At 34.6% G+C, this 24,674-nt stretch carries 24 protein-coding genes; 23 read left to right on the forward strand and 1 reads right to left on the reverse strand.

Going from position 1 to position 24,674, the window contains the following annotated elements:
- Positions 1-63 precede the first annotated feature (63 nt).
- From coaBC to spoVM, 12 genes are all read left to right on the forward strand, one after another.
- Positions 64-1,269: a bifunctional phosphopantothenoylcysteine decarboxylase/phosphopantothenate--cysteine ligase CoaBC gene (coaBC, locus tag CN601_RS13310; protein ID WP_098171302.1), complete on the forward strand. Its 1,206-nt coding sequence runs from the start codon at positions 64-66 to the stop codon at positions 1,267-1,269.
- Positions 1,266-3,665 (forward strand): primosomal protein N', encoded by a 2,400-nt coding sequence (gene priA / locus CN601_RS13315; RefSeq protein WP_098171303.1) that lies wholly within the window; start codon positions 1,266-1,268, stop codon positions 3,663-3,665. The genes coaBC and priA overlap by 4 nt, the downstream gene beginning before the upstream one ends.
- A 610-nt stretch (positions 3,666-4,275) precedes the next feature.
- Positions 4,276-4,749 carry a peptide deformylase gene (gene def / locus CN601_RS13320; protein WP_098117537.1) on the forward strand — a complete coding sequence of 158 codons (474 nt, stop codon included), beginning with the start codon at positions 4,276-4,278 and terminating at the stop codon, positions 4,747-4,749.
- Positions 4,750-4,757: 8 nt separating this feature from the next.
- Complete coding sequence (gene fmt, locus CN601_RS13325; RefSeq protein WP_098171304.1) at positions 4,758-5,702, forward strand: methionyl-tRNA formyltransferase; 945 nt, start codon at positions 4,758-4,760, stop codon at positions 5,700-5,702.
- Between the two features lies 1 nt (position 5,703).
- Entirely contained in the window at positions 5,704-7,050 is a 1,347-nt protein-coding gene (gene rsmB / locus CN601_RS13330; protein ID WP_098171305.1) for a 16S rRNA (cytosine(967)-C(5))-methyltransferase RsmB, read from the forward strand.
- 2 nt (positions 7,051-7,052) lie between these two features.
- Positions 7,053-8,144 carry a dual-specificity RNA methyltransferase RlmN gene (rlmN, locus tag CN601_RS13335; protein WP_172445262.1) on the forward strand — a complete coding sequence of 364 codons (1,092 nt, stop codon included), beginning with the start codon at positions 7,053-7,055 and terminating at the stop codon, positions 8,142-8,144.
- Between the two features lie 4 nt (positions 8,145-8,148).
- Entirely contained in the window at positions 8,149-8,901 is a 753-nt protein-coding gene (locus CN601_RS13340) for a Stp1/IreP family PP2C-type Ser/Thr phosphatase (RefSeq protein WP_098171306.1), read from the forward strand.
- An 8-nt stretch (positions 8,902-8,909) separates the two neighbouring features.
- Positions 8,910-10,895, forward strand: a complete 1,986-nt coding sequence (gene pknB, locus CN601_RS13345; protein WP_098117770.1) for a Stk1 family PASTA domain-containing Ser/Thr kinase — start codon at positions 8,910-8,912, stop codon at positions 10,893-10,895.
- Between the two features lie 20 nt (positions 10,896-10,915).
- The gene (rsgA, locus tag CN601_RS13350; RefSeq protein WP_098171307.1) at positions 10,916-11,797 is read left to right on the forward strand and encodes a ribosome small subunit-dependent GTPase A; all 882 of its coding nucleotides are present in this window, start codon (positions 10,916-10,918) and stop codon (positions 11,795-11,797) included.
- A 2-nt stretch (positions 11,798-11,799) separates the two neighbouring features.
- The gene (gene rpe / locus CN601_RS13355; RefSeq protein WP_098117525.1) at positions 11,800-12,444 is read left to right on the forward strand and encodes a ribulose-phosphate 3-epimerase; all 645 of its coding nucleotides are present in this window, start codon (positions 11,800-11,802) and stop codon (positions 12,442-12,444) included.
- Between the two features lie 73 nt (positions 12,445-12,517).
- A complete protein-coding gene (locus CN601_RS13360) occupies positions 12,518-13,159 on the forward strand; it encodes a thiamine diphosphokinase (RefSeq protein WP_179865550.1) in 642 nt (213 codons plus the stop codon).
- Between the two features lie 95 nt (positions 13,160-13,254).
- Complete coding sequence (spoVM, locus tag CN601_RS13365) at positions 13,255-13,338, forward strand: stage V sporulation protein SpoVM (protein ID WP_098117521.1); 84 nt, start codon at positions 13,255-13,257, stop codon at positions 13,336-13,338.
- 91 nt (positions 13,339-13,429) lie between these two features.
- Here spoVM and rpmB read toward each other — a convergent pair whose 3' ends face one another.
- A complete protein-coding gene (gene rpmB, locus CN601_RS13370; protein WP_025568947.1) occupies positions 13,430-13,618 on the reverse strand; it encodes a 50S ribosomal protein L28 in 189 nt (62 codons plus the stop codon).
- Between the two features lie 338 nt (positions 13,619-13,956).
- Here rpmB and CN601_RS13375 point away from each other — a divergent pair, with 338 nt between their 5' ends.
- The 11 genes from CN601_RS13375 (at position 13,957) to rnc (ending at position 24,457) form a co-directional block, all read left to right on the forward strand.
- Positions 13,957-14,319 (forward strand): Asp23/Gls24 family envelope stress response protein, encoded by a 363-nt coding sequence (locus CN601_RS13375; RefSeq protein ID WP_088069388.1) that lies wholly within the window; start codon positions 13,957-13,959, stop codon positions 14,317-14,319.
- Positions 14,320-14,341: 22 nt separating this feature from the next.
- Positions 14,342-16,030 carry a DAK2 domain-containing protein gene (locus CN601_RS13380; RefSeq protein ID WP_098171309.1) on the forward strand — a complete coding sequence of 563 codons (1,689 nt, stop codon included), beginning with the start codon at positions 14,342-14,344 and terminating at the stop codon, positions 16,028-16,030.
- Positions 16,031-16,328: 298 nt separating this feature from the next.
- Positions 16,329-16,991, forward strand: a complete 663-nt coding sequence (gene sdaAB, locus CN601_RS13385; RefSeq protein ID WP_098117517.1) for an L-serine ammonia-lyase, iron-sulfur-dependent subunit beta — start codon at positions 16,329-16,331, stop codon at positions 16,989-16,991.
- A gap of 16 nt (positions 16,992-17,007) precedes the next feature.
- Positions 17,008-17,889: an L-serine ammonia-lyase, iron-sulfur-dependent, subunit alpha gene (gene sdaAA / locus CN601_RS13390; protein WP_098117515.1), complete on the forward strand. Its 882-nt coding sequence runs from the start codon at positions 17,008-17,010 to the stop codon at positions 17,887-17,889.
- Positions 17,889-19,937 carry an ATP-dependent DNA helicase RecG gene (gene recG, locus CN601_RS13395; RefSeq protein WP_098171310.1) on the forward strand — a complete coding sequence of 683 codons (2,049 nt, stop codon included), beginning with the start codon at positions 17,889-17,891 and terminating at the stop codon, positions 19,935-19,937. Before sdaAA ends, recG begins: the two co-directional genes overlap by 1 nt.
- Before the next feature lie 103 nt (positions 19,938-20,040).
- Complete coding sequence (fapR, locus tag CN601_RS13400) at positions 20,041-20,607, forward strand: transcription factor FapR (RefSeq protein WP_098117511.1); 567 nt, start codon at positions 20,041-20,043, stop codon at positions 20,605-20,607.
- A 13-nt stretch (positions 20,608-20,620) separates the two neighbouring features.
- Entirely contained in the window at positions 20,621-21,616 is a 996-nt protein-coding gene (plsX, locus tag CN601_RS13405; protein WP_098117509.1) for a phosphate acyltransferase PlsX, read from the forward strand.
- 13 nt (positions 21,617-21,629) lie between these two features.
- On the forward strand, positions 21,630-22,580 hold the full coding sequence (fabD, locus tag CN601_RS13410; protein WP_098171311.1) for an ACP S-malonyltransferase: 951 nt from the start codon (positions 21,630-21,632) through the stop codon (positions 22,578-22,580).
- On the forward strand, positions 22,574-23,317 hold the full coding sequence (fabG, locus tag CN601_RS13415) for a 3-oxoacyl-[acyl-carrier-protein] reductase (protein ID WP_098117506.1): 744 nt from the start codon (positions 22,574-22,576) through the stop codon (positions 23,315-23,317). The genes fabD and fabG overlap by 7 nt, the downstream gene beginning before the upstream one ends.
- Before the next feature lie 67 nt (positions 23,318-23,384).
- Positions 23,385-23,618, forward strand: coding sequence for an acyl carrier protein (gene acpP / locus CN601_RS13420; RefSeq protein ID WP_025568936.1), 234 nt, complete (start codon positions 23,385-23,387; stop codon positions 23,616-23,618).
- Positions 23,619-23,713: 95 nt separating this feature from the next.
- Positions 23,714-24,457 carry a ribonuclease III gene (rnc, locus tag CN601_RS13425; protein ID WP_098171312.1) on the forward strand — a complete coding sequence of 248 codons (744 nt, stop codon included), beginning with the start codon at positions 23,714-23,716 and terminating at the stop codon, positions 24,455-24,457.
- The last annotated feature ends 217 nt before the right edge of the window (positions 24,458-24,674 follow it).

The following is a 24,674-nucleotide window of genomic DNA, read 5'->3' on the forward strand; positions in this document are numbered from 1 at the left end:
CATCAAAAAGAACTATTTTTTGACATTACATAGAAAGTATAAGATTTGAAAGGGTGAAGGTGAGTGGTACAGAAAAAGATTCTCCTATGTGTTACAGGTGGGATTGCGGTCTACAAGGCAGCGGCACTTACAAGTAAACTAGTACAAGCAGGATATGACGTTAAAGTAATGATGAGCCCATCTGCAACTGAATTTGTGACACCTTTAACGTTTCAAGCTTTATCAAGAAATGATGTATATATAGATACGTTTGATGAAAAGGATAGTTCTAAAATTGCACATATTGATTTAGGGGACTGGCCAGATTTAATTATTGTTGCTCCTGCAACTGCTAATACAATTGGAAAACTTGCAAACGGTCTTGGTGATGAAATGATTCAAGCAACTTTACTTGCTGCAACAAAGCCAGTTTGGGTCGCGCCAGCTATGAATGTTAATATGTATAATCATCCAATTGTTCAAAAAAATATGAACACTTTGAAAGAAATCGGACATCGATTTATCGAACCTAATGAAGGATATTTAGCATGTGGTTATGTGGGGAAAGGTAGATTAGCAGAGCCTGAGGAAATTGTTCAATTTGTAAATGAATATTTCCAAAGAGATGTTGGGTTATTAAAAGGAAAAAAAATAATCATCTCCGCTGGACCGACAGTAGAAAAAATTGATCCAGTTCGATTTGTTTCAAATCACTCAACAGGTAAAATGGGTTATAGTATTGCAGAAGTTGCAGTCTCATTAGGTGCAGAAGTAACTTTAGTATCAGGTCCATCTAACTTAACTCCACCTGAAGGTTGTACATTTATCCAAATTGAGTCTGCTGAACAAATGTTTGAAGCGATCTGGTCACAGTATGATGAGGCTGATGTTGTCATAAAAACAGCAGCAGTAGCTGATTATACGCCTTTAATTTCGTATGACCAAAAAGTAAAAAAGGTTGAAGGTGATCTTTCTATTTCGTTTAAACGGACGAAAGATATACTTTTAACTTTAGGCCAAAATAAAACACATCAAATTTTAGTAGGGTTTGCTGCAGAAACAAGCCAAATAGATGAGTATGCAAAAAGTAAACTGATAAAGAAAAATGCTGATATGATTGTTGCTAATGATGTAACAAAAGCTGGGGCGGGTTTTGGGTCTGATACGAATATTGTAACAATTTTTAAGCGAAATGGTGAAAGTAAACCGTTACCTAAAATGAGTAAAAAAGAAGTAGCTAAAGAAATATTACATGAAGTGCATCACTTACTAAATGAGGTAGAGAGATGACATACGCATCAGTTTTAGTTGATGTATCAGTCAGACAAACTGACCGTCCTTTTGATTATAAAGTTCCAACTAGTTGGGCGGATGCAATTCAGCCGGGAATGAGAGTAATTGTTCCATTTGGTCCAAGAAAGGTTCAAGGCTTTGTTTTGTCCATAAAGGAAACAACTAGTTTAGAAAAGGTGAAAGAAATTGAAGAAGTTCTTGATGTAGTGCCAGTTTTAACTGAAGAGCTTCTTCTTTTAGGTTCGTATATTTCTGAAAAAACACTTTGCTTTTTAATTTCTGCTTATCAAGCAATGCTACCTACAGCAATAAAAGCTGTATATAAAAAACATGTTCAGGTAAGTACAGAAGAAGCTTATGAGCAGCTAGTTCCTGAATTAGCAAATCTATTCTCCGTAGTAAAAAGAAGAGAATGGCCTGAAGTAGAAAGTCTTGTAAGTAATATTTCTTTAGTTCAACGTGCTGTTAAAGATGGTTTGCTTGAAATTGAATATGAAGTAAAAAATAAAGCAAATAAAAAAACGGAACGTGTTGCTTCACTTTTAAAAGTGTTAGATGAGGAACTTCCAAACAAAATTTCTCCACAGCAAATGGACATTATTGAATATTTACGTATGAATGGCGAAACAAGTGTTAAAGAGTTAAAAGAATGTCTTGGCATCACTGACTCTCCGATTAAGACTTTGGAGAAAAACAATGTTATTTCAATTAAAACGGTTGAAGTTTATCGAGATCCTTATGTAGGAAGAGAAATTGTGAAGTCTCAGCCGTTACCACTGCTTGCAGAACAACAAGTGGCATTTGAGCAAATTGTTTCTTCCTTTAATCATAAAGAAAATAAGATCCATCTTTTAAATGGTGTAACGGGTAGTGGAAAAACAGAAGTTTATTTGCAATCGATCCAAGAAGTACTATTGCAGGGGAAGGAAGCAATTGTATTAGTACCAGAAATTTCACTTACCCCACAAATTGTAGGTCGCTTTAAAAGCAGATTTGGTAATGATGTGGCAGTATTACACAGCGGACTATCAATTGGTGAGAAATATGATGAATGGAGAAAAATTCAAAGAAAAGAAGTGAAAGTAGTAGTTGGTGCCCGTTCAGCTATTTTTGCTCCATTTGAAAATATTGGAATAATCATCATTGATGAAGAACATGAAACGACATATAAACAGGATGAACATCCAAGATATCACGCTAGAGATATTGCTATTTGGAGAGGTGAATACCACCATTGTCCAGTAGTATTAGGAAGTGCAACCCCTACGCTTGAATCATTTGCTAGAGCAAGCAAGGGAGTTTACGAACTAAATATAATGTCAAAAAGGGTCAATCAAGGTCCTTTACCTGAAGTCGAAATCGTCGATATGAGAGAACAACTAAGAATTGGTAATCGTACGATGTTTTCTACCGCTTTACATGAAAAAATAATTGATCGATTAGAAAAAAAGGAACAAATCATCTTATTTTTAAACCGTCGAGGCTATTCTTCATTTGTAATGTGTAGAGATTGTGGTTACACAATTCAATGCCCCCATTGCGAGGTTTCCTTAACTTATCATAAACATAATCATCATTTGAAATGTCATTATTGCGGATATGAAACTTATATGCCAAAGCAATGCCCTTCTTGCCAAAGTGAGCATATACGTTTTTTTGGAACAGGAACACAAAAAGTAGAAGAAGCCATTACAAAAGCTTATCCAGAAGCAAGAGTAATCAGGATGGATAATGATACAACTAGCCGTAAAGGTGCACACGAAAAAATGCTTAAGCAATTCGGAAATGGTGAGGCAGACATATTATTAGGAACCCAAATGATTGCCAAAGGACTTGATTTTCCTAATGTAACATTGGTAGGTGTTTTAGCAGCAGATAGTTCACTTCATTTACCAGATTTCAGAGCAAGTGAACGTACTTTTAGCTTATTAACACAAGTAAGTGGAAGAGCTGGTCGACATGAAAAACCTGGTGAAGTAGTCATACAAACATATTCTCCAGAGCATTATAGTATTGAATTAGCGCAAACTCAAAACTATGTTGCGTTTTATGAAGAAGAAATGAAAATTAGACGCTCGTTTAGATATCCACCGTTTTATTATTTAGTTTTAATCTCAATAGCACATAATGATTTAATAAAAACAGTAAAAGTTAGTGAACAAATCGCAAGCTATTTAAGAGAACATTTATCGGAATGTTCTATTATACTTGGACCAGTCGCGTCGCCAATCGCAAAAATAAAAGACCATTTTCGTTATCAATGTATGATAAAATACAAATCTGAGCCTGCACTATACGACGTACTAAACCGAATCCAACAATATTACCAAGATGAAACAGACAAATCAAAACTACAACTGACAATCGACTTCCAACCTACTATGTTTATGTAACGAAAAGTGGAGCAAGTTTGTTCAGCTCTGAAAGGAATATCTCCATACAGCTGAAGAAGTGGCGGTTTTTCCACTTCAAAGATGGATGGAATATTACCGAAGAGCTAACTTGCGGAACTAGACACCACAATAAACATATTTACATCGAAACTTCTTAAAGCATAAGATAAAGGTTGGGTTTTAACCTTTGTTGGACTTTGACTTATGACCTCGAGGGGCTAGGAGCCGGAACTGGACAATGCGAAAAGTGGAGCAAGTTTGCCCAGCTCTGAAAGGAATATCTCCATACAGCTGAAGAAGTGGCGGTTTTTTCACTTCGAAGATGGATGGAATATTACCGAAGAGCTAACTTGCGGAACTAGACACCACAATAAACATATTTACATCGAAACTTCTTAAAGCATAAGATAAAGGTTGGGTTTTAACCTTTGTTGGACTTTGACTTATGTCCTCAGGCGGGCTAGGAGGCGGAACTGGACAATACGAAAAGTGGAGCAAGTTTGCCCAGCTCTTTAGGGTAAATCTTTAGTCAGTTCTTCAAATAATAAAGATGAAAATAAGAAATTAAACATACACAAATTTACAAACAATCATGATAGGAGTTGTGAAATTGGCTTTATTAACAATTATTGAACACCCAAATGAAGTGCTTGAAACACCTTGTGAAAAAGTGACGACATTTGATAAAAATTTAGTAAAACTTTTAAATAATATGTATGAGACGATGCTTGCAGCTGATGGTGTTGGATTAGCAGCACCACAAGTTGGAATTCTGCAACAAGTAGCTGTAGTAGACGTTGAAGATGAGAATGGAAGAATTGATTTAATTAATCCAATCGTCATGGAAACCAAGGGTGAGCAAACCGATGTAGAAGGTTGTTTAAGTTTTCCAAACCTTTATGGGGATGTTACAAGACCTAGCTATGCAAAAATAAAAGCGCAAAATAAACGTGGGAAATATTTTATTATTGAGGCTCGTGGGTTTTTAGCTCGTGCACTTTTACATGAAATTGATCATTTAAATGGAGTTTTATTCACTTCTAAAGTATCAAAATACTATGAGGAAAGTGAATTAGAAGGGTAGGCAAAAGAATGACAAAAATCGTTTTTATGGGAACTCCTGATTTTTCAGTTCCCGTTTTAAGAAGATTAATTGAAGATGGATATGATGTTATAGGGGTAGTGACGCAGCCGGATCGTCCTGTTGGTCGAAAAAGAGTTTTAACGCCACCTCCTGTTAAAGTTGAGGCTCTAAAGCATAATATTCCTGTATTACAACCTGAAAAAATACGTCTACCAGAAGAAACAGAAAAAGTATTGGCATTAAAACCAGATTTAATCGTAACAGCAGCATTTGGACAAATTCTCCCAAATGATATTTTAGAGGCGCCTCAATTTGGTTGTATAAATGTACATGCTTCTTTACTTCCAGAGCTAAGAGGTGGTGCACCAATTCACTATTCAATCATTCAAGGTAAAAGTGAAACTGGTGTAACAATCATGTATATGGTAGAAAAATTAGATGCTGGTGATATGTTATCTAGAGTCGTTGTTCCTATTGAAGAAAGTGATCATGTTGGGACGCTACACGATAAATTAAGTATTGCAGGTGCTAACTTGCTTTCTGAAACTATTCCACCTTTATTAAAAGGTGAAATTACTGCTAAAAAACAAGATGATAGTAATGTGAGCTTCGCAAGAAATATTAAGCGTGAAGAAGAGCTAATTAATTGGTCGAAAACTGGCGAGGAGATTTATAATCATATAAGAGGTTTACACCCTTGGCCAGTAGCTTATACTACATTAAACGGAGAAGTTTTAAAAGTTTGGTGGGGAGAGAAAGCTACTACGAATAAAACTGTTACTCCAGGTGAAATAATTGAAGTTCTAAATGATGGCATTTTAGTATCAACTGGAAATACTACTGCCATAAAGATTACAGATTTACAGCCTGCTGGTAAAAAGCGAATGGAAGCAAAACAATATATTAACGGTGCAGGTTCTTTTATTGAACGTGGAATGAAGTTAGGAGAATAACATGAGTAAAAATGTAAGAGAGATTGCCTTAGAGGCACTTCTTTCAGTTTATAAAAATCAATCGTATAGTAATTTGTTAGTAAATAACTATATTCAAAAGAATGATTTATCTTCTGCTGATTCGGGACTATTAACGGAAATTATCTATGGAACAATCCAAAGAGATAAATTATTAGATTTTTATTTAGAACCATTTATTAAAAATCAGAAGAAATTAGAAGAATGGGTTTATTTATTAATCAAGCTTTCTTTATATCAAATGCATTTTTTAGATCGAATACCTCCTCATGCAGTTTTAAATGAAGCGGTTGAAATTGCTAAAAAACGTGGCCATAAAGGAATCGCTTCTTTAGTTAATGGCGTTTTAAGAAATATTCAAAGAAATGGCTTGAAATCTATAGATGAAATAAAAGATCCAATTGAGAAGCTTTCAATTGAAACGAATCACCCGGAGTGGTTAATTGAACAGTGGGCAGATGAATTCGGTCTAGAAGAAACTAGAAAAATCTGTGAAGAGAATATACTACCACCATTTCAAACTGCAAGAGTTAATACGATGAAGGCGTCAAGAGAAGAAGTTCTTAAAATGTTAGAAGATGAGGGAGTACAGGCTAATGTAGGGAAACTGTCTCCATTTGCAATTGAAATACAAAAAGGCAATGTTGCTTATACGAATGCATTTAAAGAAGGCTATCTGTCAATTCAAGATGAGAGTTCGATGTTAGTCGCCCAAGCACTAGGTGTAACAAAAGGTGACGATATATTAGATACTTGTGCAGCACCTGGAGGTAAGTCAACTCATATTGCTGAACTGTTAGGCGGTTCTGGATCTGTGACCTCATTAGATTTACACAAGCATAAAGTGAAGCTTATTAAAGAACAAGCGAATCGTTTAGGCTTAAATAATATCGAAACAAAAGCTCTTGATGCTAGAAATGCGCCGCTTGAGTTTGAAGGAAGACTATTCGACAAAGTATTAGTTGATGCTCCTTGTTCAGGTTTAGGGGTTATTCGTCGTAAACCAGATATTTTATTGAAAAAGAATGCCACAGATGTGACAAATTTACAAAAAGTTCAAAAGTCTATTTTGGATGAAGCTTCAAAACTAGTTAAACCTGGTGGATCATTAGTATATAGTACTTGTACAGTGGGGCATGAAGAAAATATAGATGTAATAAATGCTTTTTTAGATGAACATCAAGAATATGAGTTAGATCATTCGTTGGTTGATCATTTACCAGAGAAATTAAATGAAAATAAATCGGTTCAAAATGGGTATGTACAACTTTTACCACATTATTTTGGAACGGATGGATTTTTTATTGCAAGATTAAGGAAGAAGGTGTAACGTTGAATTTAGAAAATACTACAAATTCAGTCAAAATAAAAAAGGAACATAAACCCTCAATTTACTCGTTAAAGGTGAGTGATTTAGAGGATTGGATAAAGGCTCAAAAGCAGCAGGTTTTCCGCGCGAAACAAATTTATAATTGGCTATATGTGCAACGAGTTGAAAGCTTTGAAGAAATGCAAAATATTCCAAAAGAATTACGTGTTTTACTTGAAGAAAATTTTACGATTACTACATTAAAAACGTTAGTAAAACAAACCTCTTCAGACGGTACAATGAAATTTTTATTTGAATTACATGATGGATATTCGATTGAAACTGTTTTAATGAGACATAATTATGGCAATTCTGTATGTGTAACGACACAAGTAGGTTGTCGAATTGGATGTACATTTTGTGCATCAACTCTTGGCGGTTTAAAACGAAATCTAGAAGCTGGCGAAATTGTTGCACAAGTTTTAGAAGTACAACGTGCAATCGATGAAGTCGAAGAAAGAGTAAGCTCAATTGTTGTTATGGGTATTGGTGAACCGTTTGATAACTACGATGGTTTAATGGATTTCTTAAGAATTGTAAATAGTGAAAAAGGTCTAAACATTGGTGCAAGACATATTACTGTTTCAACAAGTGGAATCATTCCAAAAATCTATAACTTTGCTGATGAAGGACTTCAAATTAATTTTGCAATCTCATTACACGCTCCTAATAGTGAGTTACGTTCTAAATTAATGCCAATTAATAGAGCATATAAATTACCGGATTTAATGGACGCTGTTCGTTACTATGTTGAAAAGACTGGTAGACGTGTTACGTTCGAATATGGTCTATTCGGTGGAGAGAATGATCAAGTTGAGCATGCAGAAGAACTTTCAAAACTACTAAAAGGAGTTAAATGTCATGTGAATTTAATTCCAGTAAACTATGTACCAGAAAGAAATTACGTAAGAACACCTAAGGAACAAATCTTTGCATTCGAAAAAGTATTAAAAAATAATAATATCAATGTTACAATTCGTCGTGAACAAGGTCATGATATAGATGCAGCTTGTGGACAGTTGCGTGCAAAGGAGCGTAAAGAGGAGACGAGGTGAAACAATGCAAACTTTTTTTCAAACTGATACGGGGAAAGTTCGTGGGCATAATGAAGATAGCGTAGGCATATTTTCGAACGATGCAGGAATCGTATTAGCTGTAGTTGCTGATGGAATGGGTGGTCATTTAGCAGGCGAAGTTGCCAGTATGATGGCGATCAATTTCCTCGAAGCAGAATGGAAAAATACTAGTAAATTTGATACACCAATCGAAGCCGAAGCATGGCTAAAAAACATTGTAGGACAATTAAATACAAACTTATTAGTTCATTCAGAACAAAATGAAGAGTGCAATGGGATGGGTACAACTCTTGAGGCAATCATTTGTACTCCTCTGTTTTTCACGCTAGCACATGTAGGGGATAGTAGAAGTTATTTATTGAACGACGAAGGTTTTAAACAAATAACAGAAGATCATACATTTGTTGCCGAACTCGTTAAATTTGGACAAATTTCTAGAGAGGATGCAGAAATACATCCTCGTAAAAATGTAATTACACGAGCACTTGGTACAGAGGAAACAGTTGATGTTGATATTAAAACTTTAACTTGGGAAGAAGATGATTTAATCCTTTTATGTTCAGATGGTTTATCTAATAAAATTACTAATGAACAATTAAATGAAAAATTAAATGAAAATCTTCCAATTGAAATGATCGGAAACCAGTTGATTTCACAAGCAAATGATCTCGGTGGAGAAGATAACATCACACTTGCCATTATTAAGTACGAGTCTAGAAATAATGAGAAGGGGTGATGATGAACGTGATGATTGGTAGACGCCTAAACGACCGATATAAAATTTTAAAATTAATTGGTACTGGCGGTATGGCAAACGTTTATTTAGCCCGTGATATGATATTAGATCGCGATGTAGCAGTTAAAATGCTAAAAGCTGATTTCTCAAACGATCCTGAATTCTTAAGAAGATTTCAACGTGAAGCATATTCTGTAACATCACTTTCTCATCCTAATATCGTAAGCTCGTATGACGTTGGGGAAGAGGATGGTTTACAATATATCGTAATGGAATATGTTGAAGGTGAGACTTTAAAGGAGTATATTCAGCACCATACTCCTATTAGACCAAAAGAAGTGATACGAATAATGGAGCAATTAGCTTCAGCGTTAGCACACGCTCATCATTTTCAAATTGTTCATAGAGATGTAAAACCGCAAAACATTTTAATAAATAAAGATGGTAACGTAAAAGTCACTGATTTTGGAATTGCAACAGCTTCGACAGCTGCTACAATTACTCAAACAAATTCAGTTCTTGGGTCTGTTCACTATCTTTCTCCTGAACAAGCAAGAGGTGGAGTAGCTAATAAAAAGTCAGACATTTATTCTTTAGGTATTGTAATGTTTGAACTGTTAACTGGAAAACTACCATTTTCGGGTGAAAGTGCTGTTGCGGTTGCATTAAAACATTTACAAAGTGAAGTTCCACCACCGACAAAATATAATCCAGAAATACCGCAAAGTGTTGAAAATATAGTTTTAAAAGCAACTGCGAAAGATATTTTCTATCGATATGATTCAGCGGATGAAATGAAGCTCGATTTACAAACAGCTTTAGACACCGATCGATTGAATGAAAAACCTTTTGTTATCCCTACAAATGATGACGAAACGAAGATTATTCCAATCCTTAAAGATATTCCTGGATCGATAAATGATGATACTGTAGTAGTTCCAATAAAGATGAAATCAAATCAATCAAATCAATCAAATCAACCGAAAGACAATGTAAAAAAAGCTCCAGATAAAAATTTAAAACGAAAGAAGAAAAATTCCTTCGCAAAATTTATTATTGGGACTTTTATAGCACTTTTAATTAGTGGTTTATTAGCTATTACGTTAATACCTGCTTTGTTCTTACCAGAAGATGTAGAAATTCCTGATGTGAAGAATATGACATATGAAAGTGCTGTTACTTTGCTTGCCTCAAAAGGATTGAAAATAAGCGATCCAAAAGAAATTTATGATAATGAAATTGATGAAGGAAAAGTAGTACAAACATCGCCTAATATTGGGGAAACTGTTAAAGAAAATTCATCAGTTACAATTTATAAATCTAAGGGAAAAAAAAGTAGTGAGATGGAAGATTTAAAAGGTTTTCAATACAGCACAATAAAGTCTCGATTACAAGATGATTATCGTTCGGTTACGACACACTTTATCGAAAGTGATGAAACTGAAGGTGAAGTAATTGATCAATCTCCAAATATGGGAGCCGAAGTTGTCCCTTCAGAAACAGATTTAAACGTATGGATTAGTAAAGGTACAGCTACAGTAATCATTCGTGACCTTACTGGATGGTCTAGAAATGATGTTGAAGACTATGCAGGTGACAATAATTTAGTTCTTAGTGTTACGAAAGCAGAATCAGAAACAATTGCTGAAGACCATGTTATTTCCCAAAGCCCAGCTGCTACTGCTGCTATAAAGGAAGGCGGAAAACTTAGAGTAGTTATTTCTTCTGGGAAACCTAAAGAAAAGACGAAAAAAGTAACCATTAATGTACAAGTACCATATACACCGACTAATCCTAGTACCCCTCAGTTAATTGAGGTATTTATTACAGATAAAAATAATAATGGTGATAAACCTGCAATATCAAAATCGATCACAGAAACAACTACAATTCCTGTAGAAGTGACAATTGATCCTGGACAAAAAGCTTCCTATAAAATTGTTAAAGATGGTCAAGTTATTGCAGAAAGAGATGTATCTTATCCATCGAATTAAATAGCTGTAGGAGTGAGTATATGCCAGAAGGCAAAATCGTAAAAGCATTGAGTGGGTTCTATTATGTCGAAACAAATGAAACGATCATTCAATGTCGTGGTAGAGGGAATTTTCGCAATAAGAAAATCACACCATTAGTTGGAGATGAAGTAGAATACCATTTAGAAAAGAGTGGAGAAGGCTATCTATTAGAAATAAAAGAGAGAAAAAATGAACTTGTTCGACCTCCGATTGCAAATGTCGATCAAGCCATTTTAGTCTTTTCAGCGGTAGAGCCCGATTTTTCTCCAATATTATTAGATCGATTTCTCGTTTTAATTGAATTTAATGAAATCAAACCGTTAATTGTTATAACGAAAATCGATTTATGTTCAGAAACGCAATTAAAATTAGTCTATGAATATGTTTCTTATTATCGCCAAATTGGATATGAAGTATGTTTAACTTCTTCAAAAACTGAGGAAGGTTTAGAAAAAGTACTACCTCATATGTCAAATAAAATTTCGGTCTTTGCAGGTCAATCAGGCGTTGGTAAGTCAACTTTACTAAATGCGATTAATCCAGAATTAGATCTAAAAACAGGCATAATCTCGACGCATTTAGGACGTGGTAAACATACTACTAGACATGTTGAATTAATTAAAATCGGTGAAGGATTAGTTGCCGATACACCTGGTTTTAGTTCATTAGACTTTCTAGGAATTGAAGCTGAAGATTTATCTTATTGCTTTGTTGAAATGCGAGAAAAAAGTCAAGAATGTAAATTTAGAGGTTGTACCCACTTAAAAGAACCTAAATGTGCTGTAAAAGCTGCAGTTGAAAGTGGGAAAATTTCTTCTAAGCGATATGACCATTACGTGTCATTCATGGAAGAAATAAGAGACAGAAAGCCGAGGTATTAGTCATGGTTAAAATTGCACCGTCAATTCTATCAGCAAATTTTGCTAAATTAGGAGACGAAATCTTAGATGTAGAACGTGGAGGAGCAGATTTAATTCACGTCGACGTGATGGATGGTCATTTTGTACCTAATATTACGATTGGGCCACTAATTGTAGAAGCAATTAGACCAATAACGAAGCTTCCACTTGATGTACACTTAATGATCGAAAAACCTGATCAATACATAGAGCAATTTGTAAAAGCAGGAGCGGATATTATTACTGTTCATGTTGAGGCATGTACTCATTTACACCGTACGATTCAAAATATTAAATCATTCGGTATAAAAGCAGGAGTTGTTCTTAATCCAGCTACGCCTGTTTCAACAATTGAACATATTATTGATGATATCGATATGGTCCTTTTAATGACGGTTAATCCTGGTTTTGGTGGACAGAAATTTATTCACTCAGTTGTTCCTAAAATCAAGCAAGTTGCTAATTTGATTAAAGAGCGTAATTTATCTGTTGATATTGAAATAGACGGTGGTGTAGATGAGCATACAGCTATTCTGTGCAAAGAAGCAGGTGCTACAGTTTTAGTTGCTGGCTCAGCCGTATATAATAAAGAAAACAGAAAAGAAGCAATAGAAAAAATTAGAGGTTAATATTAAATAATCTAAATATGAAACAAAAAATGCAATCGATTCGATTGCATTTTTTTTAAAGGTGGAAATGAAGTTGATAATACATATAGTAGGTGCAGGACCAAAAACGAATACAATTACAAACCTACCGCAAAATGACGAGAATTCAATGGTAATTGGAGTGGATAATGGAGCCCATTATATAATTGAAGAAGGGCTGATTCCAGAAGCAATATTTGGTGATTTCGATTCTTTGGTTGATGAAAATTTAGAAAAGATAAAAAGGCTTGTACCAAATGTATTTATTTACCCTCCTGAAAAAGATGAAACAGATCTAGAACTTGCCATTCAATGGGCGATTAAGCAAAATCCTGAAAAAATAATCATTCATTGTGTAACCGGTAAACGTTTAGATCACGAATTTGGAAGTATAACTTTATTAATAAAGTTTATGAATTCGGAAGTTCCCATTATGATTGTTGATGAATATAACGAGATATATGTGATAAATGAAGGGACGCATCTGATTAATAAACAGAAACAGTTTAAATATGTATCATTTTTTTCATTAGGTACTTCAGTAGAAAATTTAACGCTAAAAGGCTTTAAATACCCCCTTACAAATCATTTATTGGAAATTGGTTCATCGTTATGTGTGAGCAATGAGTTAGTGGAGGGAGTAGGGTCTATTTCCTTTACAAAAGGCATAGCTTTAGTAGTGAGGAGCAAAGATTAAAAATTTTCATGTCATAGTTTTTGCTAATTGCAAGTAGAATGTAATAGGATTAATCTTTTCCTTAAAAATGCTAGAAAGCTTGTAGGAGGGAAAGCATGAGATTTTATACGATTAAATTACCTAAATTTCTTGGCGGACTTGTTCGCGCCATGCTGAGTACATTTAAAAAAGAAGGATAGTTGAAGTAGGGGTTTTTGGTTAATTGCAATAGGAATCATAAAAAAGTAAAAAAGCATAGCGGTTCGCTATGCTTTTTAGTACGTTAATAAATTAAACGCGCTCAATTTTACCTGATTTTAATGCTCTCGCTGAAACGTAAACACGCTTTGGTTTACCGTTTACTAAAATACGAACTTTTTGAAGGTTAGCACCCCAAGTACGTTTTGAAGCATTCATAGCGTGAGAGCGACTGTTACCAGAACGAGATTTTCTTCCTGTGATTACACAAACACGAGCCATCTATTTCCCTCCTTACAAAAACCGGAATAACATTTCAATGATTATTTTCATTAAGAAATACTACTATAATTTATCACACCGTTTAGCTTAATGCAACAGTTATTGGTAAGTTGTTCAAGAAAAAAACCTTGACATTGAATTGTATGGTATACTAAATATTAAGAGGGACCTTAAAAGAAATTCATAAAAAATTGTATTTTCTATAATTAACCATGATTATTATTAAAAAGCTAATAATAAAAGTGAGTCAATAGAATTATTTAGGAAAAAGGTATACAATAATAAGTAAGTAGTATAACTAACTATACATGGATTATCCAAATAAGGGGGACCAAATTATGTCATTAGAAATGAAAACGCAATATGGAACAATCGAGATTGGTACAGATGTAATCGCTACAATTGCTGGTGGAGCTGCCATTGATTGTTACGGTATTGTTGGAATGGCTTCTAAGAAACAAATTAAGGATGGTCTTACTGAAATCCTAAAAAAAGAAAACTTTACAAAAGGTGTTATTGTTCGCCAAATTGGTGAAGACGTTAATATCGATATGTACATAATTGTAAGCTATGGTACAAAGATTTCAGAAGTTGCTAATAACGTACAAAATAAAGTGAAGTATACACTTGATCAAACATTAGGCTTGTCTGTTGACTCAGTCAATATTTTTGTTCAAGGTGTAAAAGTAGCAAACCTGTAAGACGCATTAAGGAGGAGAATTTGTGTCGATAAAACGTATTGACGGTAAATTATTTGCAGATATGGTGATTCAAGGTGCAAATAACTTAACGAAAAATGTAAAATTTGTAGATTCATTAAATGTATTTCCTGTACCTGATGGTGACACTGGTACAAATATGAATCTTTCGATTACTTCTGGTTCAAAAGAAGTAAAAGAAAAACCGAATCATCATGTAGGAAAAGTTGGACAAAGCTTTGCAAAAGGCTTACTAATGGGAGCGCGTGGAAATTCTGGTGTTATCCTGTCTCAATTATTTAGAGGTTTTTCTAAATCAATCGAAGCTAAGGATACAATTTCAACAGCTGATTTTGCGCAAGCTTTAGAAGCGGGTGTAGAGACTGCTTATAAGGCTGTTATGAAGCCTATTGAAGGTACAATCTTAACAGTTGCAAGAGAAACGGCTAAAAAAGCGGTTGTAATTGCTAAAACACATGAAGAGTTTATTCCATTTCTTGAGGAAACAATTGTTGAAGCAAAAGCATCATTAAATCGTACTCCAGATTTATTACCTGTATTAAAACAAGTTGGTGTAGTTGATAGTGGTGGTCAAGGTTTAGTCCTTGTATATGAAGGATTCTTAGCATCTTTAAAAGGTGAAGAAATTTCTTTAGAAGGTGCTGAAGCGACACTTTCACTAGAGGAGCTTGTGGAAGCAGAACATCGTAATGTACAAAGTATGTTAAATACTGAGGACATTGTCTATGGCTACTGTACTGAATTTATGGTGCGTTTTGAAAAAGATAAATTAAAAAAACAACCGTTTGACATTGATACTTTCCGTAAAGAGTTAAGTGCTTGGGGTGATTCACTATTAGTTGTTGCGGATGATGAAATTGTAAAAGTTCATATTCACGCTGAATACCCTGGTGAAGTTTTTAATTTAGGTCAACGATTTGGAAGCTTTTTAAAATTAAAAGCAGAGAATATGCGCGAACAACATACTAGCTTACTACATGAAGAGGTTTCAAATGAGTCTCCTTCTAAAAATGAGTCTATCCAAACTACTGAGCAACAAGAATTTGGGGTTGTAACTGTAGCAATGGGTTCAGGCATTAAAGCATTATTTGAAAGCATTGGAGCAACTGTTGTGATCGAGGGCGGTCAAACAATGAACCCAAGTACAGAAGACATTGTAAAAGCGATCGAACAGTGTAACGCCAAAAACGTCATTGTCCTTCCTAATAACGGGAATATAGTGATGGCTGCTGAACAAGCTGCGTCAGTCGCAGAATGTAATGTAGCTGTTGTGACGAGTAAATCAGTGCCTCAAGGAATGACTGCATTATTATCATTTAATCCAACGGCGTCATTAGATGAAAATAAAGTAGGGATGCAAGAAGCATTAAAAACAGTTAAAACAGGTCAAATAACATATGCTGTTAGAGATACTGAAATTGATGGTGTGGAAATAACGAAGGATCATTTCATGGGGATTCTTGAAAGTAAGATTGTAACAACAGATGCGAATCAATTTGAGGCTGCAAAGAAATTATTGCAAGATATGATTGATGAAGAGTCTGAAATTTTAACGATTTTATACGGTCAAGATGTATCTGACGAAGAAATTTCAAAATTAGTTGAATTTGCTGAAGAAAGCTTTGATCATTTAGAAATCGAAGTTCATAATGGAAATCAACCATTGTATTCGTATATTTTTTCAATCGAATAAAATAAAGTAAGAAAAGTGTAGTGAAATCTGTAAAATTTCTCTACACTTTTTTTGTAAAGAGAAGTATAAAATGGCAAATTTTATAATCACCTAAGGAAGAAATGAAGAGATGCTTCTTTTTTTTTGCACATTATTTAACGACTAATGTAAAATAACGTAGAACTCTGTAGAAATTCGTATTACACTATAAGGTGGACATTGTTTTGTCTTTAATACCAATATTTTATATAAATGAATTGTTAATACGTAAGAAAAACTAAATTAACACGCTTTTAATTAACGTAATGGGGGAAACGTGATGAAATATAAAAGTGTTTTTGACATTATTGGTCCAATTATGATTGGTCCATCAAGTTCACATACAGCTGGAGCGGCTAAAATTGGCCGTGTAGCGAGAAATCTTTATGGAAAAGAACCAAAGAAGGTTTTAATTTCATTATATGGTTCTTTTGCTAAAACTTATCGAGGACATGGTACAGATGTAGCACTAGTCGGTGGATTATTAGACTTTGATACATTTGATGAGCGTATTCCAGAGTCATTAAAAATTGCTACTGGAAATGGAATGTCTGTTGATTTCGTTGAGGAAGATGCAGTTACTGAACATCCAAATACAGTAAAAATTACAATACTAGATGACGATCAACCATTTGAATTAGTAGGAATTTCAATTGGTGGTGGAAAAATTGAAATTATTGAGTTGAATGGATTTGAACTTAAGCTTTCGGGTAATTACCCTGCAATACTTGTCGTGCATAATGATCGCTTCGGTTCAATTGCAGGTGTAACAAATGTACTGATGAAGTATGCTGTGAATATTGGTCATATGGAAGTTTCACGTAAAGAAGTAGGACAAATAGCATTAATGGCAATCGAAGTTGACCAAGACTTAGATGAAAAAGTAATACAAGAAATAGAATCTTTACCACATATCATTCGCGTTACGAAAATGGTTGATTAAGGAGAGGGGGATAATAATGTTTAAAAATGTTGCAGAATTAGTAGAATTAGCTGAATCTAAAAATGTAAAAGTTTCAGAAATAATGATCCAACAAGAGATGCAATTTACTGGGAGAAGTCGTGAAGAAATTATCGCGAAAATGGATCAAAATCTTGTAGTTATGGAAAAGGCAGTTGAAAGAGGGTTAGCAGGTGTGCATTCGCCAACAGGATTAACTGGTGGAGATGCTGTATTACTTCAAAATTATATTGCCAAAGGAAATTCTCTTTCGGGTACTCTACTTTTAGATGCCGTAAGTAAAGCAGTTGCGACAAATGAAGTAAATGCTGCAATGGGTACAATTTGTGCGACTCCTACAGCAGGGTCTGCTGGGGTAGTGCCAGGTACACTTTTTGCAGTTAAAAATAAATTAAATCCTACTCGAATGCAAATGATCGAATTCTTATTTGCTTCTGGGGCATTCGGTTTTGTTGTAGCTAATAATGCGTCTATTTCAGGTGCTGCAGGTGGTTGTCAAGCCGAAGTGGGCTCTGCTAGTGGTATGGCTGCAGCAGCGATTGTAGAAATGGCTGGAGGCTCTCCAAGTCAAAGTGCTCAAGCATTTGCTATTACATTAAAGAATATGCTTGGTTTAGTTTGTGACCCAGTTGCAGGGTTAGTAGAGGTTCCTTGCGTTAAGCGAAATGCAATGGGTGCTGCAAATGCAATGGTAGCTGCAGATATGGCTTTAGCTGGTATTACAAGTCGTATTCCATGCGATGAAGTAATTGATGCTATGTATCGAATTGGACAAACAATGCCATCTGCTCTAAGAGAAACTGCAGAAGGAGGACTAGCGGCAACGCCAACAGGACGAGAATTAGAAGCAAAGATATTTGGTGTTTCGCTAAAAAAATAGTGAGTATTGAATTAGAACAAAAAGTATCTATATTAAGTGGTGTTGGTGAGGAAACGGAAATACAGCTAAACGATATGGGTATTTTTACAATAAATGACTTAATCGAGTATTTACCATATCGATATGAGGATTATCGAAATAAAGAGTTATCAGAAGTAAAACATGAAGAGCGCGTGACAGTTGAAGGGATTGTTCATAGCGCTCCTCTTCTTCAATATTTTGGTAAGAACAAATCACGTTTAACATTTAGAGTCTTAGTAGATCGTTACTTAATTACTGTTATTTGTTTTAATCGACCTTATTTTAAAACGAAATTAAATTTAAATGAACACGTAACGATTACTGGTAAATGGGATCAACATAAACAATCTATTACTTTATCTGAGCTTGTTTTTGGTGCTCGTACGAATAGCCATGAAATTGAACCTGTCTATTCAATTAAAGGGAAAATGTCTGTCAAAACTATGAGGAAATTTGTTGACCAGTCATTTAAAAAGTTTGGACATTTAATAAATGATTTAATACCAACAGAATTAATTCATAATTATAAACTATTGAATCGTTCAGAAACGATGAGATTGCTTCACCATCCGATCGATGCAAATAGTTTAAAACAAGCTAGAAGAAGTTTTGTTTATGAAGAGTTTTTTCTATTTCAGTTGAAAATGCAAGCCCTTCGAAAAATTCAACGCAATCAGTCTAAAGGCATTTCAAAAGTATTAAAAAATGATAAAATTCAACAACTAATCCAATCCCTACCATTTCCTCTGACATCAGCTCAAAAGAGAGTTGTACAAGAAATATTCAACGATTTAGAAAGTCCGTATCGCATGAATCGCTTATTACAAGGTGATGTTGGTTCCGGAAAAACTGTTGTCGCTACCATTGCTTTATATGCATGTACACTTGATGGCTATCAAGGGGCATTAATGGTACCTACAGAAATTTTAGCTGAACAACATTTTGAATCGTTATCAAAAATGCTACAGCATACAGATATGAAAGTTGAACTTCTTACTAGTTCAGTAAAAGGAAAAAAGCGTCGTGAGATTCTCGAAAGATTAAAAAACGGAGACGTTCATATATTAGTCGGTACGCATGCTTTAATTCAAGATGAGGTTCAATTTAATAAATTAGGGATTGTCATAACAGATGAGCAACATCGATTTGGTGTTGGTCAACGAAGAGTGTTAAGAGAAAAAGGTTATTTCCCTGATGTTTTATTTATGACAGCGACTCCGATCCCTAGAACGTTAGCGATCACTGCTTTTGGAGAAATGGATGTTTCGATTATTGACGAATATCCGGCTGGACGTAAGAAAATAGAAACGTATTGGGTTAAACAAGAAATGTTTGATCGTGTTTTAGATTTTATAGGTAAAGAGATCAAAAACGGGAGACAAGCATATTTGATTTGCCCCCTTATTGAAGAATCTGAAAAACTAGATCTTCAAAATGCATTAGATTTGCATAGTGTACTATCATTCCATTATAAAAATATGGCAAAGGTAGGATTAATGCATGGGAAGCTCTCCTCTTCTGAAAAAGATGAAGTAATGAAGGACTTTGCAGCAAATGAAGTTCAAATTTTAGTATCAACTACGGTTGTAGAAGTAGGTGTAAATGTTCCTAATGCAACTGTAATGGTTATTTATGACGCTGATCGATTTGGACTTTCACAATTACATCAGTTAAGAGGGCGAGTTGGACGTGGTTCTGAGCAGTCGTATTGTGTTTTAGTAGGAGATCCAAAAAGTGAAGTAGGGAAAGAAAGACTAACAATCATGACGGAAACAAATGATGGTTTTGAGCTAAGCGAAAAGGATTTAGAGCTTAGAGGACCAGGAGATTTCTTTGGGAAACAACAAAGTGGAGTACCTGAATTTAAAATGGCTGATATGGTACATGATTATCGTGCTCTAGAGGTTGCAAGAAATGATGCTACATTATTAGTTAATTCAGATGTTTTTTGGAAAGCTAATAAATATCAAGTGTTAAGAACGTACTTAGAACGAACGGGAATATTTGATTCAGAAAAATTAGATTAGTACTAGGTATTAAAAGTTTGTCAAAAAACTATTGTAATACATGGATTTTTAATATAAACTATATTTAATACCTGGTCACAAATTGGTAGTAGAGGTATGTAATATGAGAAGAAATAAAAAAGATCGTCATGAATTGTTAAAAAAAATTATAAAAGAAAATCCGTTTATTACAGATGAAGATTTAGCTAGTCAATTATCTGTGAGCATACAAACTATTCGTCTTGATCGTCTTGAATTATCAATTCCTGAGCTAAGAGAACGTATCAAAAATGTTGCAACTCAGCAATTGGAAGATGTAAAATCACTACCTGTAGATGAAATAATCGGTGAAGTGATTGATATCCATTTAAACGAAAGTGCGATTTCGATATTTGATGTGAAGGAAGAGCATACTTTTAGTAGGAATGGTATTGCACGTGGTCATCACCTATTTGCACAAGCTAATTCTTTAGCTGTTGCAGTTATTCATGATGATTTAGCATTAACTGCTAAGTCAAATTTTGTTTTTATTAAACCAGTAAGAACAAATGATCGAGTAATTGCTAAGGCGAAGGTTTTACCGCAAACAGGAGATCCGAGGCGTACAACAGTTGATATCAATGGATACGTTGAAAAAGAGCATGTATTCCAAGGCTTATTTGAAATGTATCACCGAAGTATTGAAGAATAGGAAGTGAATTAGGATGAAGTTAGCAATCGATGCAATGGGTGGCGATCATGCCCCAAAAGCAATCGTTGAAGGTGCGATGCTTGCAGTTGAAAAATTAAATGATATACATATAACTTTGATTGGTGATGAATCAAAAATAAAACCATTCTTAACCAATAATAAAAATATAACAATTATCCATACAGATGAAGTGATTGAAGGTACTGAGGAGCCAGTTAGAGCAGTTAGAAGAAAGAAAAATGCTTCAATGGTTTTAATGGCAAATCAAGTAAAAGAAGGTAATGCTGATGCATGTATTTCCGCGGGAAATACTGGAGCTTTAATGACTGCAGGACTTTTAGTTGTTGGTCGAATGGAAGGTGTAGAAAGACCTGCCCTTTCACCTACAATGCCTACTTTAGACGGCAAAGGCTTTGTTTTCCTTGATGTTGGAGCAAATGTCGATGCAAAAGCAAATCACTTACTTCAATATGCGATAATGGGGTCTATCTATGCCCAAAAAGTAAGAGGAATTAATAATCCAACTGTTGGCTTATTAAATGTCGGTACTGAAGATAAAAAAGGAAATGAACTGACTAAACAAACATTTCAGTTACTAAAAGAATCTAATTTGAATTTTATCGGAAATGTTGAAGCAAGGGACTTGATGAACTCAGTTGCAGATGTTGTTGTTACTGATGGGTATACTGGAAATATAGCCTTAAAAGCGATTGAAGGTACCGCGCTTGCAATGTTTTCGTTAATAAAAGATGCGATGCTTACTAATTTCACATCAAAGCTTGCAGCAGCTGTATTAAAACCAAACTTAAAAGGCGTAAAAAAGAAAATGGATTACGCTGAATATGGTGGAGCAGCATTATTTGGCTTAAAATCACCTGTTATTAAAGCGCATGGTAGTTCTGATGCTTTAGGTATTTTTAGTGCAATTAAGCAAACTAAAACGATGGTTGAACATGATGTGATAAAACAAGTAAGTGATCACATGGAGAAAATCGAATCAAAAGCATAAGGGGGTCACTCCATTGGGTAAAGTGGCGTTTATTTTTCCTGGACAAGGATCACAAAAAGTAGGAATGGGTAAAGATCTAGCTGAAAGCTATAATGAGTGTGGGGCAATATTTGAATCTGCTAATGAACACTTAGGGTTCAGCCTTTCTAATATTATTTTCAATGGGACAGATGAAGAGTTAACTGCTACATATCATGCACAACCTGCAATTTTAACTACTTCAATTGCAATGCTTGAGAAAATAAAAGAAGTTGGCATTAAACCAGACTTCGTTGCTGGACATAGTTTAGGTGAATTTACTGCACTTGTAGCGGCAGATGCGATCTCTTTTGAAGATGGTGTTAAATTAGTTCATAAGCGTGGTCAATTAATGGAGAAAGCTGTACCAGTAGGTCAAGGTGCTATGGCAGCGGTATTATTTTTAGCTCCAGAAAAAATTGAAGAAGTTGTTTCTGAAGTAAATAAAAATGGTCACTCTGTAGGAATTGCGAATTATAACTCTCCTACACAAGTTGTTATTACAGGAGATGCAGAAGGCGTTCAAATCGCTTCTGGCTTACTTAAAGAAGCTGGAGCAAAACGTGTACTACCATTAAAGGTAAGTGGACCTTTCCATTCATCATTAATGAAACCTGCAAGTGAAGATTTCCAAAATGAACTTGGTAAAATAAATGTTAATGACTGTGTAACTCCATTAATTTCAAATGTTACTGCGAACGTTGTGACAGATGCAAACGAAATTAAAGAATTATTAGTTAATCAATTATACTCACCAGTTAAATGGAATCAATCAATTCAAGAATTAGTTAACCAAGGTGTTGATACATTTGTTGAGATTGGTCCTGGTAAGGTTTTAACTGGATTAGTAAAAGCAATCTCTCCATCATCTAAATTAGTAAATGTTTATGATGTTGAAACATTAAACCAGTTTTTAAATGAGTGGGAGGAAATGAAATCATGCTAAATGGTAAAGTTGCTTTAGTAACTGGTGGATCTAGAGGTATTGGACGAGCAATCGCCTTATCTTTAGCAAAAAATGGTGCAAATGTAGTTGTTAACTATTCTGGTAATGAGGCTGCTGCTCTTAAAGTTGTAGAGGAAATTACAGCTCTTGGAGTAAAAGCGATTGCATATAAAGCAAACGTATCAAATAGTGAAGAAGTTGCAGCATTAGTAAAAAATACTGTTGATGAATTCGGAAGTATTGATATACTAGTAAACAATGCAGGTATTACTAGAGACGGTCTTTTATTACGTATGAAAGATGCTGATTGGGACGATGTAATTGACACGAACCTAAAAGGTGTATTCAACTGTATTAAAGCAGCAGCGAAGTTTATGACTCGTCAACGTAATGGCCGTATCATTAATATTAGTTCAGTTGTAGGACAAATTGGTAATCCTGGACAAATGAACTATGTAGCAGCTAAAGCTGGTGTATTAGGCTTAACAAAAACGGCTGCAAAAGAATTAGCTTCAAGAAATATTACAGTTAATGCAATTGCACCTGGTTTTATTGAAACTGATATGACAAATGAATTAAATGAGCAAGTTAGAACACAAATGTTATCTAATATTCCATTGCAATCATTTGGACAACCAGAAGATATCGCACATGCAGTAGTATTCTTAGCAATGGATGCTAGTAGATACATTACAGGACAAACAATTAATGTTGATGGCGGACTTGTAATGATTTAGTTTGGCGTTTGCCTAAATTTTATGTATAATGCTTAAGTAGACAATCTTTGGGGGGAGGTGAATAATAATGCAAGACGTATTAGAGCGTGTATCAAAGATTATTGTTGACCGTTTAGGTGTAGAAGAATCTGAGATCCAAATTACAAGTCGTTTCAAAGAAGACTTAGACGCAGACTCATTAGATGTTGTTGAATTAGTAATGCAATTAGAAGATGAGTTTGAATTAGAAATTTCAGACGAAGATGCTGAAAAAATCGTCACAGTTGGTGATGTTGTGAACTACATAGAGAGCAACATGTAATGAGAAAAGTCCCGTATTTTATGCGGGACTTCTCATCATTTTCTTAACTAGTAGGTTTAGCAGCATATCAAACTGTTTTTTAGTTGGAGGTAAATATGCCGCATTCAAGAAGAGTAAGAGAATTTAAACTATCTGATCATGAAAAAGAGAATTTTGTAAAATTCCAAAAGCAAATTAACATTATGTTTAATAATGAAGGCTTGCTTATTCAAGCGTTTACACATTCATCCTATGTGAATGAGCATCGTAAAAAACCATATGAAGATAATGAGAGATTAGAATATTTAGGGGATGCTGTTTTAGAACTTACAGTTTCACAATATTTATTCCAAAAATATGACACAATGAGTGAAGGCGAGTTAACTAAGTTACGTGCCGCAATCGTTTGTGAACCATCGTTAGTAAAATTTGCGAACGAATTAGATTTTGGTCGATTTATTTTACTTGGTCGCGGTGAAGAAATGACAGGTGGTCGGACACGTCCGGCACTTTTAGCAGATGTTTTTGAAGCATTCATTGGATCATTATATTTAGATCAAGGACTACAAACAGTTATTAACTTCTTATCACTTCATATATTCCCAAAAATAAACGATGGTGCTTTTTCGCATGTGATGGATTTTAAAAGTCAATTACAAGAGTTTGTTCAAAGAGATTCTACAGGTTCAATAGAGTATAAAATACTACAAGAAAAAGGACCTGCTCATAACCGCGAATTTGTTTCTAAAGTGTTATTAAATGGAGAAACATTAGGAATTGGTAGTGGAAGATCTAAAAAAGAAGCTGAGCAACAGGCAGCTAAAGAAGCGTTAATAAAACTAAAAGAGTCAAGTAAATAGATTTCTTAAAATCTAGTAGAAGCTTGCCAAATAAACGATAAAACTTGATTTTCAGATTGATTGCAAGCGCTTGACATATAAATGCATGAATACTTTCGAGGAGCGAAAGTTATCTTTAATGGTAATCGCGCACCGCAAAAGACGGCGAAGCATTGAAAGTGAGCGTTTGGCGGGCAATCTGCTCCCCCTTTTATGGGGGAGTTTTTGTGTATATAAT

Source organism: Bacillus sp. AFS017336 (genome assembly GCF_002555445.1).
Lineage (GTDB): Bacteria > Bacillota > Bacilli > Bacillales > Bacillaceae_G > Gottfriedia.